15 protein-coding genes are annotated in these 17,496 nt (G+C 67.2%); 10 read left to right on the plus strand and 5 right to left on the minus strand.

Annotated features, from left to right (window positions below; all coding sequences use genetic code 11):
- Positions 1-227 precede the first annotated feature (227 nt).
- The 10 genes from NZU74_06155 (at position 228) to NZU74_06200 (ending at position 9,884) form a co-directional block, all read left to right on the plus strand.
- Positions 228-2,936 (plus strand): helicase, encoded by a 2,709-nt coding sequence (locus tag NZU74_06155; protein MCS6880898.1) that lies wholly within the window; start codon positions 228-230, stop codon positions 2,934-2,936.
- A 12-nt stretch (positions 2,937-2,948) separates the two neighbouring features.
- Entirely contained in the window at positions 2,949-4,496 is a 1,548-nt protein-coding gene (locus NZU74_06160) for an acyl-CoA carboxylase subunit beta (protein ID MCS6880899.1), read from the plus strand.
- 223 nt (positions 4,497-4,719) lie between these two features.
- Positions 4,720-5,106 carry an OadG family transporter subunit gene (locus tag NZU74_06165; GenBank protein MCS6880900.1) on the plus strand — a complete coding sequence of 129 codons (387 nt, stop codon included), beginning with the start codon at positions 4,720-4,722 and terminating at the stop codon, positions 5,104-5,106.
- Between the two features lies 1 nt (position 5,107).
- Positions 5,108-5,545: an acetyl-CoA carboxylase biotin carboxyl carrier protein subunit gene (locus tag NZU74_06170; protein MCS6880901.1), complete on the plus strand. Its 438-nt coding sequence runs from the start codon at positions 5,108-5,110 to the stop codon at positions 5,543-5,545.
- A complete protein-coding gene (locus NZU74_06175) occupies positions 5,542-6,663 on the plus strand; it encodes a sodium ion-translocating decarboxylase subunit beta (protein ID MCS6880902.1) in 1,122 nt (373 codons plus the stop codon). The genes NZU74_06170 and NZU74_06175 overlap by 4 nt, the downstream gene beginning before the upstream one ends.
- Complete coding sequence (locus tag NZU74_06180; protein MCS6880903.1) at positions 6,660-6,908, plus strand: hypothetical protein; 249 nt, start codon at positions 6,660-6,662, stop codon at positions 6,906-6,908. The genes NZU74_06175 and NZU74_06180 overlap by 4 nt, the downstream gene beginning before the upstream one ends.
- 97 nt (positions 6,909-7,005) lie before the next feature.
- Positions 7,006-8,139 carry a VIT1/CCC1 family protein gene (locus NZU74_06185; GenBank protein ID MCS6880904.1) on the plus strand — a complete coding sequence of 378 codons (1,134 nt, stop codon included), beginning with the start codon at positions 7,006-7,008 and terminating at the stop codon, positions 8,137-8,139.
- Between the two features lie 446 nt (positions 8,140-8,585).
- Positions 8,586-8,903 carry a hypothetical protein gene (locus tag NZU74_06190; protein ID MCS6880905.1) on the plus strand — a complete coding sequence of 106 codons (318 nt, stop codon included), beginning with the start codon at positions 8,586-8,588 and terminating at the stop codon, positions 8,901-8,903.
- 170 nt (positions 8,904-9,073) lie between these two features.
- On the plus strand, positions 9,074-9,250 hold the full coding sequence (locus tag NZU74_06195) for a hypothetical protein (GenBank protein MCS6880906.1): 177 nt from the start codon (positions 9,074-9,076) through the stop codon (positions 9,248-9,250).
- A gap of 202 nt (positions 9,251-9,452) precedes the next feature.
- Entirely contained in the window at positions 9,453-9,884 is a 432-nt protein-coding gene (locus NZU74_06200) for a CBS domain-containing protein (GenBank protein MCS6880907.1), read from the plus strand.
- A 172-nt stretch (positions 9,885-10,056) separates the two neighbouring features.
- Here the strand turns inward: NZU74_06200 and NZU74_06205 are convergent, their stop codons facing one another.
- The 5 genes from NZU74_06205 to NZU74_06225 all read right to left on the minus strand — a co-directional run.
- Positions 10,057-10,551, minus strand: coding sequence for a biotin/lipoyl-binding protein (locus NZU74_06205; protein MCS6880908.1), 495 nt, complete (start codon positions 10,549-10,551; stop codon positions 10,057-10,059).
- Positions 10,548-12,032 carry an ATP-grasp domain-containing protein gene (locus tag NZU74_06210; protein MCS6880909.1) on the minus strand — a complete coding sequence of 495 codons (1,485 nt, stop codon included), beginning with the start codon at positions 12,030-12,032 and terminating at the stop codon, positions 10,548-10,550. Before NZU74_06210 ends, NZU74_06205 begins: the two co-directional genes overlap by 4 nt.
- A gap of 54 nt (positions 12,033-12,086) precedes the next feature.
- Complete coding sequence (locus NZU74_06215; GenBank protein ID MCS6880910.1) at positions 12,087-13,628, minus strand: acyl-CoA carboxylase subunit beta; 1,542 nt, start codon at positions 13,626-13,628, stop codon at positions 12,087-12,089.
- Positions 13,629-13,652: 24 nt separating this feature from the next.
- A complete protein-coding gene (locus NZU74_06220; GenBank protein MCS6880911.1) occupies positions 13,653-14,333 on the minus strand; it encodes a 4'-phosphopantetheinyl transferase superfamily protein in 681 nt (226 codons plus the stop codon).
- Positions 14,334-14,481: 148 nt separating this feature from the next.
- Positions 14,482-17,496, minus strand: a 3,015-nt coding sequence (locus NZU74_06225) for an SDR family NAD(P)-dependent oxidoreductase (protein MCS6880912.1), incomplete at its 5' end; no start/stop codon positions are given.

Genomic DNA, 17,496 nt, shown 5'->3' on the forward strand with positions numbered 1-17,496 from the left:
AGGCCATGCCCTACCAGATCCTCCCCTCAGGCAGGGGCGTGGGGAAACCCGGTTTCCCCATCCCCCTCTGATCGGCGTTGGGACGCCGCTCCTCACCCTCTCCCGCCTCGCTGCGCTTGGTGTCCCCTCCCTCTCTACCGCAGGGGGAGAGGCAGGAGGCCGGGGGGGTGAGGACCAACTATGTTACAATGGTTGTCATAACGCGCGCGAATGCACCGACGTTTGTTATGGACGACCTGATCGAAGTGCTCCACACCCTTGCCCGGCAACGGGGCCGCGAGGCTGCCCCGCTGATCGCCGTGCGCCGCTTTCCGGCCCGCGACGGCGCGCGGGTCAGCCATCTGCCGGTAGACGCGCGGCTGGAGCAGGCCTGGGTGGTGGCTACCGGCGCGCCATTTCGCCCGCACCAGGCCCCGGCTCTCTCGGCGTTGCGCCGCGGCGAACCGGTGGCGTTGCAGGGCGGTCCCTCGGCCCGGCGCACATTGCCCCTTCTGGTTGCCGACTGGCTGCGCGAGGCCGGGCCGGGCACGGTGCTGGCGCTCGCGCCCGATGAGGCGGCGGGCGAGGAACTGCGCGACAACCTTGAGAAGTTGCTCCGTCAGGCGCATCCCTCGCTGCGAGTAGGGGTGGCCTGGGGCAGCGCGTCGCGGGCGGCGGCGAGCGCCCAGGTGGTCATCGCCACGCCCGCCACTCTCCACGAGCGCCTGTTGCGCTTCCACGGGCGGGCCTGGACGGCCTTCTGGTCCAGACTGGGACTGATCGCCCTCGCCGATGCGCAGCGGTATGCCGGCCTTGCCGCCATCCATCTGGCGGGGTTGCTCAGGCGCGCGCGGCGGCTGGCCGGCGGACCGCAGCCGCCGCGCCTGGTGGCCACGCTCGCTCCGGTGCTGGGGGCCGCCGAGGCCCTGGCAGCGATCAGCGGCGATGCCTGGCGGGTGATCGCCGCCGATGACATGCCTCGTCCCGCGTCCGCGCTGGCTCTCTGGCGCGCTCCGGCTGAGCGCGCGCGCGAGGCGGCGATGCTGGCCCTGGGACTGGCGCAGGCCCGTGCCCGTGTGCACCTGATCGCCGCGCCGTTCGAGGCGCCTCTGCTGCGCGGAATGATCGGCCTCGATCTGCCTGAGGTGAGTGTCGGCGCCGCGCCCCGGCCAGCGGACGCGCAGATCATCTGCGGCGTTGATTGCGCTGCCGCCAGTCTGCGGCTATGTCTGGAGAGCGCGGCCCTGACCGTCCTGCTGCTTGGGGATGAGCCTGCCGAGCGTGCTCTGACCCGTTTCGGCGAGCACGGCGACCACGCCGGGGCCGGTGTTGCCGAAAAACCTGTGCCGCTTATCGAAACGCTGCCCCACTGGATCGCCGCTCCGGTTAATGCCTATGTGGAGGCCCAGCACCTGGTCTGCGCGGCCTCGGAGTACCCGCTAGGCGCGGCGGAAGTGGCCGCCTGGGGAGCGGAGTCGCTCGTGGCGCGTCTCGAACGCAACGGGATGCTGGTGCAACTCCCTGATGCCGAGCCACTCTGGCAGCCCGGCCCGGCTGCTCAGGACCCCTACGCCGACTTTGATCTCCAGGCTGCGGCGACTGCGCCGGTCAGCATCCGCGATGAGCGGGGCGCTGCACTGGGAACGCTGAGTCTGGACGCCTTCGACCGCTGGGGCTTTCCCGGCGCCGCTCTGCCGCCCCTGCGCGGCGGTTACCGGGTACGCGAGCGCGATGAGGCCCGCCTGACCCTCACCCTGCATAGCGTACCCGAAGCGCGCCGCACGCTCCCGCTGCGCCGCTGCACAGTGCAGGTGCGCGATCGTCTCGACCAGCGCCTGATCCGCGGTCAGAGCGTGGCCTGGGGCCGGGTGGTGGTGGATGAAGAGGTCTATGGCTTTCAGCATATCAATCCCGGCGCCGCGGTGGAGGAGCAGCGCTTCGAGCCGCCCCTGGCGGCTCGCTGGAGCGCCCCGGCGCTGTGGATCGATCTGCCCATGGCGCTCAACGCCGAACGGCAACAGCCGGGCTGGTCGCTGGTGGCCGCGCTGCCCCTGCTGACCCTCGCCAGTGCGAACGATCTTGTGCCCGCCTACGATGCCGAGGCGCAGCGGCTCTACTTCGTAGACGCCCAGCCGGGAGGCAACGGCCTCGCCGCCTGGCTCTTCGAGGTCCTCGAAGCTGTTTTGCCAACCGCCTACGAAGTGGCGCTGAACGGACGCGTCGATCCGTTGCTAAAAACGGCCGCCCGGGCCGATATGGACTGGATGCTGGCGCTGCTGGGTGGAGTGACGCCGGCGCCGGTCGAACGATCTCGCGAACCGGTCACGCCCGAGTTGCCCCTGCGACACGAAGCGCCCCGCCACGAGGCCCCGTTCGCCGCGACGACCCCGGTGGAGGCGTCACTGATCTGGTCCGAGCCGCAGGCGCCGGATAAGCCTCCCCCGCGGCGCAAGGCGACCCGCGCGGGCGCCGCCGCCTCGGAGAGAGCGACGCCGGAAGGACCGGATCAACGGCCCGCGCCGCGGCGGCGCGAGTCGTCGGCCTCCGCCGCGCGGGAGGAGCGTCCGGCGCGGCGCAAAGCCCCATCTGCGCCGCCGGAGGCGTCCACGGATCGACGCCAGCCGCCTCCGCCGGCGCCCTCTGCCAGCGAGGAGGCTGTGCCACCCGTCACGGCCGATCCCGCCGAACTGGCGGCGCGGTTGCGCGCGATGCGCGCCCAACGCCAGCAAGGGGGCGCTCCGCGGGCGCCAGGACCGGTGTCGGGTGGCGAGCCACGCTTCCGCCCCGGGGATAGCATTGTCTGCGTCCCCCATGGGCCTGGCACGGTGGTGGCGAGCCGGGTTGAAGACGGGCGCGAGATTCTGCGGGTTCGGTTCGCTGGCCTTGGCGAGTTGATGGTTGACGCCTCGGTGAACCTGGTGCGCCTGGCCGAGGACAATGCGCCGGGCGAAGCGTAGCGAGAGGTGGGTATGGCGGAGGATCATCTGAAGCGCCTGCGCGCCCTGCGAGAAGCAGCTTTGCTCGGAGGCGGTCCGGAGCGGATGGCGCAGCAGCACGCCCGCGGAAAGGGGACTGCGCGCGAGCGCCTCGCCCACTTGCTGGATCCTGGCTCGTTTCAGGAACTCGGCACGCTGGCACGGCACCAGATCAGCGACTACGGGTTGGCAACCCAGCGTTATCCTGGCGACGGCGTGGTGACCGGCTTTGGCAGCATCAACGGCCGGCGGGTGGCTGTCTACGCGCAGGATTTCACCGTCCTGGGCGGCTCATTCTCCGAGGTGCAGGCGCGCAAGATCACCCGCCTGATGGATCTGGCGACCGAGAGCGGCATTCCGATCATCGGGTTGAACGACTCGGGCGGGGCGCGCATTCAGGAGGGGGTGCGGTCGCTGGCGGCCTACGGCGAAGTCTTTCTGCGCAATGTGCTCTCCTCAGGCGTGGTGCCGCAGATCTCGCTCATCCTCGGCCCCTGCGCGGGCGGGGCGGTCTATTCCCCCGCGCTTACCGATTTCGTGATCATGGCTCGCGATGTCGGGTACATGTTTCTCACCGGCCCGGAGGTGATCCGCGCCATTTCGGGCCGCGAGGTGACGGTGCAGCAGCTCGGCGGGGCCGATGTGCACCACGAGCGCAGCGGGGTGGCTCATCTGGTGGCCGAGAACGAGCGCGCGGCCCTGGATCTGGTCAAAACGTTGTTGAGCTACCTGCCGCAGAACAATGCGGAGGATCCGCCCCGCCAGCCCTCCGGCGATCCGCCGGAGCGTATGGACGCGGCGCTTGACACCCTGGTTCCCGCAGATGAACGGAGCAGCTACGATATGCACCTGGTGATCGAGCGCATCGTTGACCAGGGGAGCTTTCTGGAATTGCAGCCCGCCTACGCCGCCAATGCCATCATCGGCTTCGCCCGCCTGAACGGCTACGCTGTAGGCGTTGTCGCCAATAATCCGGCGGTGCTGGCGGGGGTGCTCGACATTAACTCCTCGGACAAGATCGCCCGCTTTGTGCGGATCTGCGACGCCTACAACCTGCCGGTGATCACCCTGGTGGACTGTCCGGGCTACCTGCCGGGGATCGAGCAGGAGTACGGCGGCGTGATCCGGCACGGGGCGAAGATCATCTATGCGTATGCCGGGGCGACTGTGCCGAAACTCTCAGTGATTGTGCGGAAGGCAATCGGCGGGGCCTACATTGCCCTGAGCAGCAAGCAGATGCGTTCGGACATGAATTTCGCCTGGCCTACGGCCCAGATTGCGGTGATGGGCGCTGAAGGAGCGGCGCGGATACTCTGGCGCGAGGAGTTGCGGCGCGCCGCCGATCCGGCGGCGCTGGAGCAGCAGTTCATCGCCGAGTACCGCGAACGCTTCTTCAATCCCTACCACGCCGCCGATCTGGGACAGATTGACGAAATTATTGAACCGCGCGAAACGCGCCCGCGCCTCATTCGCGCCCTGGAGATCCTGCGCACCAAGGTGCAGCAGAATCCGGCGCGGAAGCATGGCCTGTATCCGTCGTGAAACGCTGGCGCCAGTCCTGACAAGGTTGACGCAAAGGCGCGAAGTCGCAGAGTGTTGTGGTGTTGCTGTCAAGGCTTTGCGCCTCTGCGTCATTGCGTCAGGCGTATATCTTTCGGGCCGGCGTGATACCTTCACGTCCCTTCCAGCAGAGCGCGGGGAAACCTGGTTTCCCCGCCTTCCTGCGCCTGCCTATCAAGCCGTTTTGAGATGGGTTCGCAGACCGATGACAGATCTGTGGTTCGGAATCCAGATAACCATCTACGGCATGGGTCTGGTATTCGCCTTGCTGGCGCTCCTCTGGGGCTTGCTCGCGCTGCTGGTGTGGCTGGACGAGCGATGGCGCGCGCCCGCCGCGGCGCCCGAAGGGATAACCGTGGCGCTCGAAGAGGTTGCCGAGACACGTGGAGCGCAGGTGCGCGGCGCCGGCGTTGAGGAACTCGCCCCCGAAACGCTTGCGGCCATCGCGGCGGCGGTGCTGGCGCACGCCGCTCGGGAACAGCCGGGGGAGATCACTGCCGCGCCGCCCGAAAGCCCGGCAGAGGCCAGTCGCTGGGTGGCCGCCGGACGCATCAGACAGACGACACGCGCGGTGCAGCGACGAAGGGGGTGACATGCGACGCTACCGGCTAACCGTCGGCGGGCGGCAGTTTGAGATTGCGGTAGAAACGCTGGGACCGGATCGCTACCAGGTGGAGTTAGAAGGGAAGCAGTACGAAGTAACCCTGGAATCTCTCGCTGCGGGCGCGCTGGATGGCGCTGCTCTCCCCTTGCCGCGCGCGGAGGAGGTTGCGCCGACTGTATCTCCGGCGCCGGCAGCATCAGAGGGCGCACTGCTGACCGCTCCCATGCCTGGCACGGTGTTACGCATCGAAGTGTCGGTTGGCCAGACGGTGCGGCGTGGTGATCCGGTGCTCGTCCTTGAGGCGATGAAGATGCAGAACCTTATCCGTGCGCCGGGCGACGGTGCGGTGTCCGAGGTGCTGGTAACGCCGGGCCAGACGGTGGGCCACGGCGAGCCGCTGGTCCGCTTTGTCGCGGAGGGCCGATGAGCGCCGAGTTCTTCCTCCGCCTCGCGCAGGGTCCCTTGAATCTGAGTTGGCAGAGCCTGGTGATGCTGGGGATCGCGGCGCTGCTCTTCTACCTGGCGATGGTGCGGGGCTATGAGCCGCTGTTGCTGCTGCCCATCGGCGCCGGCGCGATGCTGGCCAACCTGCCCCGCTCGCCGATGCTGGGCGAAGAGGGCCTGCTGACCGTGCTCTACCGCGCCGGGATCGAGAACGAGGTGTTCCCGCTGCTGATCTTTATTGGCGTTGGCGCCCTGACCGACTTTGGACCCTTGCTCGAAAATCCGCGGGTGGTGTTGCTGGGAGCGGCGGGACAGTTTGGCATTTTCGCCACTTTGATGCTGGCCCTGGTGCTGGGCTTCACACCCAACGAGGCGGCCTCGATCGGCATCATTGGAGCGATTGACGGCCCGACTTCGATCTATGTATCAAGCCTGCTGGCGCCCCATCTCCTGGGTCCGATCACCGTGGCCGCCTACAGCTACATGGCCCTCGTGCCGCTGATCATGCCGCCGGTGATCCGCCTGCTCACCAGCCGGCGCGAGCGGATGATCCGCATGCCCTACAGCCAGCGCGCGATCAGCAAGCGCACACGCATCATCTTCCCGATTGTCGTAACCATCGTGGTCGGCACGCTGGTGCCGTTCGCCATCCCCCTGGTCGGCTCGCTCATGCTCGGCAACCTGATGCGGGAGTCGGGGGTGGTCGAGCGCCTGACCGGGGCCGCCGCGAACGAACTGACCAACATCGTGACGTTGTTTCTTGGTCTCGCGATTGGCTCGACGATGGTCGGCGCCGAGTTTCTTCGCCTGACGACGCTGATGATCCTTGTCCTGGGCATTCTGGCCTTTGCCGTTGACACTGCTGCCGGCTTGCTGTTCGGCAAACTGCTCAGCCTGCTCAGCCGGAGGCAGATCAACCCGATCATCGGCGCGGCGGGGATCAGCGCTTTTCCTATGGCGGCGCGGGTAGTGCAGCGTGTCGCCACGGAGGAAGATTTCGAGAACTTTCTGCTCTTTCACGCCATGGGCGCCAACGCCGCCGGGCAGATCGCCAGCGTGGTCGCCGGCGGGGTGCTGCTGGCGCTGATGGGAGGGGGATGAGCAGGGAACCTGGTATTGACGCCATCGAAACCATTACCCGGCTCTACAGCGCCCGCGAGCCGGTTCCCACTCTTGGAGCGTGCTGCTTCCCTGGATGTTGGCCGATTGCCCGCAATTCACCCTGGAATCGCGCCCGCGCCGCCGCCAAGATTACGCTGGTCGCCGTCGGTCCCGCCCGCCACAATCGTTGGGGCGGCTACAAGGATCTACCGTACACGTCGCCGGACGCAGCCTGCTCGATATGACCGTTGATGCGATGGTTCGGGCCGTCGAGATGACCGCGCGGCAACCTCGCGTAACACCTCCTGAGAGACTGCGCTGCATAGGAGTTAATACGTTCAAATGAGCGATCAATCGCAACAGGTCCGGCGCTATCGAACGAACTGGCAGGATGAGATCGAGAGCGCCGCGCTCTACTGGGCGCTCGCCGAGGTCGAACGCCAGCCGAATCTTGCCGAGGTCTATCGCAGGCTCGCTGCCGTGGAGTCTGAGCATGCCCGGTTCTGGGAGGAGCAACTTCAGGCGGCCGGCGCGCCGGTACCGGCCAGGCGCCTCGGCTGGCGCACCAGGGCGCTGATCTGGCTTGCGCGCCGTTTTGGACCGGCCTTCGTATTGCCCACGATTGGCGACCTGGAACGGATGGACAGCCGCAACTACGCGGCCCAGCCGGAATCGCGCACGACGTTGCTCCCCGCGCAGGAGCGCAGTCATGCCCGCGTGTTGCAGAGCATCATCGGCGGCGCGCCGGGCGGGCTGGAGGGCGGCGTGATCGCGCAACTCGAGGGTCGGCACCGTGCCGGCAGCGGCAACGCCCTGCGCGCAGCCGTGCTCGGCGCGAGCGACGGCTTGCTCTCGAATTTTAGTCTGGTTATGGGCGTGGCCGGGGCCGACACCAGCGGGCGTAGTGTGCTGATAGCCGGGCTTGCTGGTCTGCTGGCCGGCGCATTCTCGATGGCGCTCGGCGAGTGGATTTCGGTGCAGAGCTCACGCGAGTTGTACGAGCGCCAGATCGCCATCGAGCGCGCTGAACTGGAGCAACACCCCGATGAGGAACGGGTGGAACTGGCGCTGATCTATCAGGCGAAAGGGCTGCCTGAGGATCAGGCGCAGGCTCTGGCCGCGCGCCTGATCGCCGACCGGCCCGCGGCGCTCGACACGCTGGCTCGCGAGGAGCTCGGCGTTGACCCGTCGGAGCTTGGAGGCTCGGCCTGGGAGGCGGCGATCTCGTCGTTTTTGCTCTTCGCCCTTGGCGCGATCGTTCCTGTCGCTCCCTTCTTCTTCATCGGCGGCCCCGAGGCGGCGGCGGCGAGCGTGGCCCTCAGCGCCCTGGGGTTGTTTGGCATCGGCGCCGCGATCACCCTCCTGACCGGTCGAAGCGTCTGGTATTCAGGTGCGCGGCAGGTGCTGGTAGGCCTGCTCGCAGCCGGGATCACCTTCGGCATTGGCCGGTTGATCGGTGTATCCATAGGTGGCTAGCGATTTCATCTCGGGTTCATGGTTCTGCGCTACCCTTGCTTTGTCAGAATGAAGTCCAGGAGAGCAGACACGCTTCAGCGGAATATCGCCACATACAGGCGCTGCTGGCGCTCAGGCTTCGCTTGCAGCAGCGGCCGCGGGAGCGACAGGTAAGGCGCTGCTATGCGGGTTCTGATTGTTGAAGACGAGCGGATTATCGCCGCGTATGTCAGGCGCGGCCTCGAGGAGCAAGGTTATGCCGTCGATGGATAAACCACCGGTGAGCAGGCGCACACGCGCTCACCGGATAGTAGGTGGTGGCTGCATTCCAAGAGTTCTCTGATGATGGAAAAGCTACGAGAACGCCGCCAGGACGCACGTCGGATATGGCTCCAATACGCGCTCGCTGCGCTGAGTCTGGGGCTGGTGCTCCGGTTGGCGCTGCGAGCCATTGACACCAGAGAGCTATGGCAGGTATTGACTACCGCCAATCCGTGGTGGCTGCTTGCGGCATTAACGTTCAAATTGCCGACCCCCCCGGCACTGCGGCGCTCTATGCCAGGGTGCTCTGGCTTCCGGGTCATCACGTGCGTACCGCCGGTTTCTGGTTGATCGCGCAGATGGCCATTGTCATCAACGTCGCCTTCCCGGCCGGCCTGGTAGCGATGGGCGCGTTTCTGCTCCACGTCTTTCGCCGCACTGATGGTTGGGCAGAATCTCCAGGGTTGCCATGCGGAGCTGCACGCGCAGAGCGACTACGAAATCAATGTGCGCGCCGAACGTGAGATTGATGCCATTCTCCAGCATCTCGAGTACCAGAATGCGCTCCTTCATAAGCTCCTTGCCCATGCCGGAATACAGGTTGAGCCGTCAGACATCCAACCGCGAAGGCATGACACTTCGGAGCGAACCGGGGCGTAATTCACGGCGAAGAGCAACAAGGCCAGGCGCTTGCATGCCTGACCTCGCGGGTTCCTATGGCTGGCGTGAGACGGTCCAGGCGCTACGGCTCGACGGCGGCTGCGGGAAGTGTGGCGCGCTCGCCCTCAACTTCTTCGTGTTCGACCTCGTTGGCCTCCTCGTGCTCGTCCGACTGGTCGGTGCTGGCGCGGCACGTTCGAAGGAGGCATGATGCTACTCGCGCTACATGTCGCGGTGCTGTGATCGCGGAAACGTCAGCCCCGGGAGACTACCTACTCCGTGCACGAAGTTGGAAGAGGCCCTATAATGCCTATGACACCCCCGCGTGATCGTTGCCGGGCATTGGTGGCTTGCGGGCTCGTGGCAATCGCTTCGCCGGCTTCGAAAGCTGTGTCGAACATGAGGAGATGACGATGGACCGCCAGCAACTCCTGGTGCAGGATTGGATGACCAGAGATCCGTTGACGGTTGGACCGGACACTTCCGCGGTCGAGGCGTATGAGCGGATGCGTCAGCACAAGATCCATCGCCTGCCCGTGGTAGCGGATGGGCAACTGGTCGGAATTGTGACACGCAGCGATATTGAAGGCACCGGATCGTTCCAGCGCACTGAAGCCGGCTGGCACGAGGCGCGCTTTGCTCTGGCCGGCACGGTGGTGGAAGAGGTGATGACGCGCAACCCGATCTCGGTCGCTATGACGGCGCCGGTGCGCGAAGCAGCGGCGCTGATGCTGAAGCACCACCTCAGCGGCCTGCCAGTGGTGGACAACGACCGGCTGGTGGGAATCATCACCGAGACCGATATTCTCCGGCTGGTGCTGGAGCGGTGCCTCCCCGAGGAGTGAGGCGTTTCTGGGTCCTGAAAAGGTTGGTATGAGGGCCTGGCACGCTTAGACTGTTCCCGTCGGGCGATGGTCCTCACCCTCCCCCGCCTCGCTGCGCTCGGAGCCCCCTCCCTCTCCATCACAGGTGGAGAGGGAGGGGGCTGGGGGGAGGATGAGGACCATACCCCGGCGGTCAACTGATCTCCACCAGTAACTCATGGAGCTTGACCGCCTGCCCCGGGCTAACGTGCAGATCGCTGACGATGCCCGCACGCGGCGCCTGGATCTCGTTCTCCATCTTCATCGCTTCCAGCACCACTACCGGCTGGCCAACCTGGACGGTCTGGCCGGGTTCCACCAGGACGCGCACGATGCGTCCGGGAATGGGGGCCTTGACGCGCCCGTCACCACTGCGGGGTCGGGTGACTGTGGCTTCAAGGTCGCGCACCTGGATCTGGTAGCGCCCCTGGGGTGTGTCAATCCAGCGCAGATCTGGATCTACGCTAAGTTCGTAGGGATGGGTGCCGACCACGGCCCACTCGATTGCTTCCGGCCCATCCAGCGATGAGACGCTGGCCGTCAACGGGGTTCCGTTGATGGTCAGCGTGACCGGTTCATCGCTTCTGGGCAGCGCGCCCACCTCGACCACGAATTCGTGGCCCTCAATAGTTACATGCAGCTTGCTCATTGGGGGAGCCTCCTGCTATCGCGGTGCCAGCCGCTGGTGAAGGCGGGCGGAGTGACGGGGCGGGCGGCCTGGGCGCGGGCCAGGAAGGCCAGCGCCGCTACGGCGGCCAGGTCGCGCAGGCTCTCCGGGTCAGGGCGGGCCGCCGGTTCCAGGCGCCGGTGGCTGAACTCGGAGTCGTAGACGCCCGCGATGAAATCCGGCTCGCTTACCATCTGCCGCAGCATGCTGATGTTGGTGTTGATCCCCGTAATGGCGAACTCGGTGAGAGCGCGGCGCAGGCGATGCAGGGCTTCCTCGCGGTTGGCCCCCCAGACGGTGAGCTTGGCGAAGAGCGACTCGTAGCGCACCGAGACCTCGGCCCCACTGAAGGCGTAGGTGTCCACGCGCACATTGGGGCCGCCTGGCACGCGAAACACGCCGATGCGCCCGGGACTGGGCAGGTAGTCGCGCCACGGGTCCTCGGCATTGATCCGGCAGAGGAAGCCCGTTCCCGCGATGCGCACGTCATCCTGGCCGAAGCCCAGCGGCTGGCCGGCGGCCAGGCGGATCTGCTCGCGCACCGCGTCAATGCGAGTGACCATCTCGGTGGCGGGATGCTCGACCTGGAGGCGCGGCTTGACCTCGGTAAAGTAGTACTGGCCGTCGGTATCAACAACGAACTCCACTGTACAGGCCCCCCGGCAACCGAAGAGACGCCCGATCTCCACCGCCGCGCTGCGGACGGCAGCACGCTGCGCCGGGGTCAGGCCGGGGGCGGGGGACTCGACGATCACCTTGCGCTTGTTGCGCTGGATGGTGCTGTCCCGCTCGCCCATATGCACAAGCGCGCCATAGTTGTCGCCCAGGAGCGGCACCTCGACGTACCGCGAAGGGAGCACGGCGGCTTCGAGGTAGACGCGTGGATTGCCAAAGACGGCCTGGGCGGCGGAGGAGGCCTCGCGCACGACATCGAGCAGGCGCGCCGGTTCGCGCACGACCTGGGTGCCGCGTCCCCGGCCTCCCGACCAGGGCTTGACGATCACCGGGTAGCCCAGACGCTCGGCCTCGGCGCGGAGCGCATCGGCCTCGTCGGGTGTGAAACTCCGACTTGAAGCGGTGACTGTGGAAAAGCCGGCCTGGCGCACCCGCTCGATGGCGGCGATCTTATTGGTGGTCAGTTCCAGGCACGCGCTGCCCGGTCCGATCACCACGATCCCCTCGGCCTCGCAGGCGCGCGTAAAATCGAGATGTTCGGCCAGGTAGCCATAGCCCGGATGGACGGCGTCGGCGCCGGATTGCCGGGCCAGGGAGATGACCAGGTCCGGGTCGCGGTAACTGGCCGGCGGTTCGACCAGATAGGCCTCGTCGGCCAGGTGCACGTAGAGCGCGCCGCGGTCGTCCGGCTCATAGAGGGCCACCACGGGGATCCCGAGGTCGCGGCAGGCGCGCACGACGCGCACCGCAGGCTCGCCCCGGTTGGCGATTAGCACTTTTTTGAACATGGGTTCACCTTCTCTGACGCCGGGCCATTGGCCCGGCGCATCGGCGGTTGCGCGTCACATCGGCGAGATCCCGTGTTTCTTGGGCACATGCCGTTCGCGCTTGGAGAGCGTCACGTGCAGGGCGCGGATGAGCACCCGGCGACTGTCGCGCGGTTCGATCACATCGTCAATCAGGCCGCGCGCGGCAGCGACGTAGGGGTTGTTGAACTTTTCCTGATACTCCTCGATCAGTTCCTTGCGCCGGGCCTCGGGATCGGCGGCCGCCTTGACCTCGTTTCGGAAGAGGATGTTGACCGCCCCTGCTGCGCCCATTACCGCCAGTTCAGCGTTCGGCCAGGCGTAGAGGAGATCGCCACGCAGACCCTTGCTGCTCATTACGCAGTAGGCCCCGCCGTAGCTCTTGCGCAGAATGATCATCAGCTTGGGCACGGTCGCCTCGGAGTAGGCGTAGATCAGCCGCGCGCCGTTGCGGATGATCCCGCCGTACTCCTGACTGGTGCCCGGCAGGAAGCCCGGCACATCCTGGAGGGTGATGATCGGCACGTTGTACGTGTCGCAGATGCGGATAAAGTGCGCCGCCTTGATACTCGCCTTGATGTCAATCGTGCCTGCCAGCACCTGGGGCTGGTTGGCCACTATGCCCACCACATAGCCATCGAGGCGCGCGAAACCCACGACCATGTTCTGCGCCCAGAGTTCGTGGACCTCGAGGAAGCGCCCGTCGTCCACGATGCTGGCGATAACCTTGCGCACGTCGTAGGGCTTCTGCGGATCCAGGGGGACGATATGCTCCAGTTCGGGGCAGCGACGGTCTGGGTCATCACGGGGCGGAACATAGGGCGGGTCGTTGACGTTGTTCGAGGGCAGGTAACTGAGCAGGTCACGCACCTTCTGGAGGCACTCGCGGTCGTCGGTGGCCAGGAAGTGGGCCACGCCGCTCTCGGTGGCATGGACGCGCCCGCCGCCGAGCTCCTCCTGGCTGACGTTCTCCTGCATCACCGACTTGACCACCTCCGGACCGGTGATGAACATGTAGCTGTTCTCGGTCATGAAGATAAAATCGGTGAGGCCGGGCGAGTAGACCGCACCGCCCGCGCAGGGGCCGAGGATCACCGAGATCTGCGGAATGACGCCGGAGGCTTCGCAGTTGGTGTCGAAGATCCGCGCATAGCCAGCCAGGCTATCCACCCCTTCCTGGATGCGAGCGCCGCCCGAGTCATTGAGCGCAATGAACGGGCAGCCATAGGTCAGGGCCATGCGCATGGCTTTGACGATCTTGTTGGCGTGCATCTCGCCGAGAGAGCCGCCCATTACGCTGGCGTCCTGGGCCGCAACGAAGGCCTGCCGGCCGTTAATTTTTCCAAAGCCGGTGACTACGCCATCGCCATAGCGCGAGCCTTTGCCGCCCATGTAGCTCTCATAACGCGGCAAGACCAGCGTGTCAATCTCGTTAAAGGTGTCAGGATCAAACAGCAGGGCGATACGCTCGCGAGCGGTGAGCCGGCCCTTCTGGTGTTGCGCTTCAGCATCCTTTGGCGTACCGGCGGCGATGGCCTTCCGTTCGCGGAGTTTCCGAATGTAGTCTTCCATCTCCATCAGGTTTTTCCCCTTTGCTAAGCGCTACGCGGCGCCCACAGCCAGCGTGAGCACATAGCCTTCAGACACGCGCCACCAGCCGCAGAGCGGCGGGGCCTCCAGGATCGGATCGCAGGACATGGTAACCGCGGCCCAGGCGCCACTGCTCGCGGGCGCCACGTGGCACTCAACGCGCCGTGTATCAATGCTCAGGCCCAGGCGCAGGGCCTTGAGCGCGGCCTCTTTGGCGCTCCAGATGGCCGTAATCAGCAATTCGCGTTGGTCGGGCAGGGCCGCCGCGACCGCCGCCCGCTCGGCGGGGGTGAAGTAGTCGCCGACGAAGGCAGGATGGCGCGGGGCCACCTGTTCGATATCGGCCCCGATGGCCGGGGTGCGCGCCAGCGCGCACAGCGCGCGGCCCTGACTGTGGCTGATGGTCAGGTGCCAGCCCTCCAGGGCCGCGCGCAATGCCGGCTGGCGCACGTGGACAATGGGCGCGCCGCTGGGCGCGGCGATGATCTCCAGGTCGCGCGGGTCGCAGGCCAGCCCGGCTTCGGCCAGATGGCGCTGAATGAGACGCCGGGCCGTCCAGCGGCCCAGCAGCCACTCGCGGCGGCGCTTTTCCACCCGCAGCGCCGCCAGACGCTCGCGCTCCGGCAGGCTCAGCCATGTTGCCGGAGCGAGCGCCGGAAGATCGCGTTCGGTCTGGGTGAGCCAGGTAATCATCGGCTGGTGCGTGGGCCGCGCCAGGCGGCCCGGTGCAAACTCGTCTGGCAGAGTGGCGGATTGATTTCATTGGGCCGCAGCACCGGCTGTACCGATGCTACGGCCCAACAGGCTGGCGCCGATCCGCCGGATGGGCGTGAACGGAAGGCTAGAACTTCGCCACGCCGGGGAGCTTCGATGTGCGATAGCCGGTCAGGTCAAGGTAGACGTTGCCCTCGTCGTCAATAACCCGGGCGTCGAAGCTGGCCCCTTCGTCCTGAGCGGTAACGACAGCGTAGATCGCTTTCCCGTTGCCCACCTCGGGATGCTGGTAAACCTCCAGGGTTTCCAGCGACGATGGCAGGGCCATCGTCTCGGTGTTGGCAATCTCCCAGACCCCGGCGGTCTGGAAGCAGAGCTCAAGCAGGCGCGGGTCCACCAGGTGCTCGGCCTCGGCAGGGGCGCTGTCGGGGGGCAGATCGCTGGCGAGCATACCGAAGGCCATATTGCCGGCGATCAGCACCTTCTCCAGCACCTGGTAGGCCGGGCCGTGGAAGTAGACCCGGTAGATGTCCGACCGTTCCACCACCCGCGCGTCTTCGGCCATCTGCGGCCGCTCGGCGTGGGCCTCCGTAGCGGGGGTGCTGGTCAGCCGCACCGTGGCGTGGAAGTGCACCGTCTCCTGAGGCGGAGGCGGCGTGTGCCCCGGCGCCACCGCCGGCTGGAAGACCGAGCGCAGTTCGGTGTGCGCCAGCAGTTCACCCTCACCCGCCGGATGCACCGTAGCCTTGAGCACCAGGGTGCGCGGCTGGCTGCGATGGAACTTCACCGGGCTGTCGAGCCGCTCGTGCTCGATGCGCGCCACGCGGTAGCCGGGGACCAGCAGGCTGGCCAGTTCGGCGAAGCCCTCAGTGCCCATCACTCCGGGCAGCACCGGCGTGCCGTCAATCTTGTGGTCATAGAGGAACGGCTGCACCGCCGGGTCGAGCGCCGTCTCGGCGATAATGCCGCTGTAGAGACCGGCCTTGCGCACTGCGCCGACCATCAGGAGCGGCCGCTCGCGGGCGGCCAGGGCCGCCGCGACCTTCTCCGGGTCAAGGCCGCCGTGCTCATCGAACTCCTCGGTGAGGATGCCCAGACGCATCCCGACGACGATCTCGCCGCGGGTGCCGCCGGCAGTCAGTTCGCGGCGAATAGTGGGGATGCCCACCTCGGGCGGAAGCATATCAATGCCCGCCATCTCCATAATCTTGGGGATGGAGCCGCGGGTGGCCATGCCGATGCCGCCCCAGGCCGTCCAGTCAATGGCGATGCCACGGGTCTCCGGACGGGTATGCCGCATGCTGCTGGTGATCTTGCAGAGCAGATCGTTGGCGGCGCTGTAGTCGGTCTGGCCGCTGTTGCCGAAGCGCCCGGCCACGGAGCTGAAGGCCACCGTGGCGCCGATCGGCATGCCCTTCGCCGCCCGCAGCAGACTGAAGAAGCCGTCGGCCTTGATGTCGAAGACGCGGTAGAACTCGTCCGGCTGCTTATCGGCCAGGCCGCGACTGATCTCGATGCCGCCAGCGTGCAGCAGCACGTCAATTCGCCCGAAGCGCTCGCGGATCTCCTCGACCACAGCGCTGACCGCAGGGCCGTCGCGCAGGTCCAGGCTGCGGTAGAAGGCCGTGCCACCGGCGGCCTCCACCGTCTCGATGGCGCGCAGGGCGGCCTCCGAGCGCTCGACAGCCATGATGGTCCGGTCAATCTGCACCGGGGTGACTTTCTCGCCCTTCGCCTGCGCTTCGGCAATCAGCGCCGCCTTGAGCGCGTCGCGGCCCTGGCGGAAGAGGGCGATGCGCTCATCGGCGGGATCGGGCGTCGGGGTCAGGTCGAGCAGGAAGAACTGACCGCCGCCGCCCGCGCGGGCCAGGTCGGCCACAATCGCGCTGGTGATGCCGCCGGCTGCGCCGGTCACCAGGTAGACCGTTTCGGGGCCAAGCTGCATCCCCGGCTGCCCATCGGCGGCGGGGCGCTCCTCAAAGCCAATGCTGAAGCGCAGGCCATTGTGGTATCCCACCTCGACTACGCCGGGGTCAGAGAGGGTCTCGGCGATCAACGCCTCAGCCGGCTCGGCGCTCTTGCGGCTGGCCTCGAAGTCCACCGCCTTCACCACCGCCGCCGGGCGCTCGCGCTTGTAGGCCTTGGCGAAGCCGGTGACGGCGCCGCCGAGGGGCGCGGTCGCGCCGTGCTCGTCGTAGCCGTGCAGGCCGCCCATCCGCGTCGCGACCACCAGGAAGGGGTTGGCCTCAGGCTGCCCGACCACCAGGGCGCGCACCGCGCGGTAGAGGTTCTTCACCCGCACGCGGTTCAGTTCACGCCACTGCTCCAGGTCAAGCTCCTCCAGGTCAGGCTCAACGTCCAGCGCCGTCAGCCAGTAGACGCCGGCGATCGGCCCCTCGGCCAGGAAGCCCTGGATGATGCCGTCAATCTCCTCGTCGGACGGCGGGGCCTCGATGCCGAGCACCTGCGCGCCGCGCTTCTCCAGGCGCGAGGCCAGGGAGCGCCCGACGCCGCCGCGGTCGAACATCACCACCACCCGGCTGCCGTCGAGTGTCACGCCGGTAGCCTTGCAAAGCTCCAGTGGCGGCCGCAGCACCGGTGTGGGCACGCGGCGCGGCGCGCGGTCGGCCTCGCTGATGTCGTAGATCACCGGCTCACTGCTGGCGACCGTTGCAGCGGCGCTCTCCGCTGTCGGCGCCTCGGCTGCCGGCACAGCGCCCACGGCGCCACCCGCGGCCAGGTCGGGCCGGTGCTGGCGCACGAAGCCGATCACGTGCCGCAGGGTGGGGTGGTCGCGCAGCTTGAGGTCCTCGATACGGGGGATGCCGAAGGCTTCGCGCACGGCGGCGAAGGTCTCGGCCTGCTTGACGGTGTCCACGCCCAGGTCGGCCTCCAGGTCGAGGTCGAGGTCGAGCATCTCGGTGGGATAGCCGGTGCGCTCGGCGACAATCGCCAGCACCTTCTCGGCGATGGGGTCAGCCGCCGGAGCGGCCTCGACCGCGGGAGCCGGCGCCGCCGGCGCCGGTTCGGGCGCCGGGGCGGCCAGGTCGGGCCGGTGCTGGCGCACGAAGCCGATCACGTGCCGCAGGGTGGGGTAGTCGCGCAGCTTGAGGTCCTCGATACGGGGGATGCCGAAGGCTTC

It is taken from the genome of Chloroflexaceae bacterium, from assembly GCA_025057155.1.
Taxonomy (GTDB): domain Bacteria; phylum Chloroflexota; class Chloroflexia; order Chloroflexales; family Chloroflexaceae; genus JACAEO01.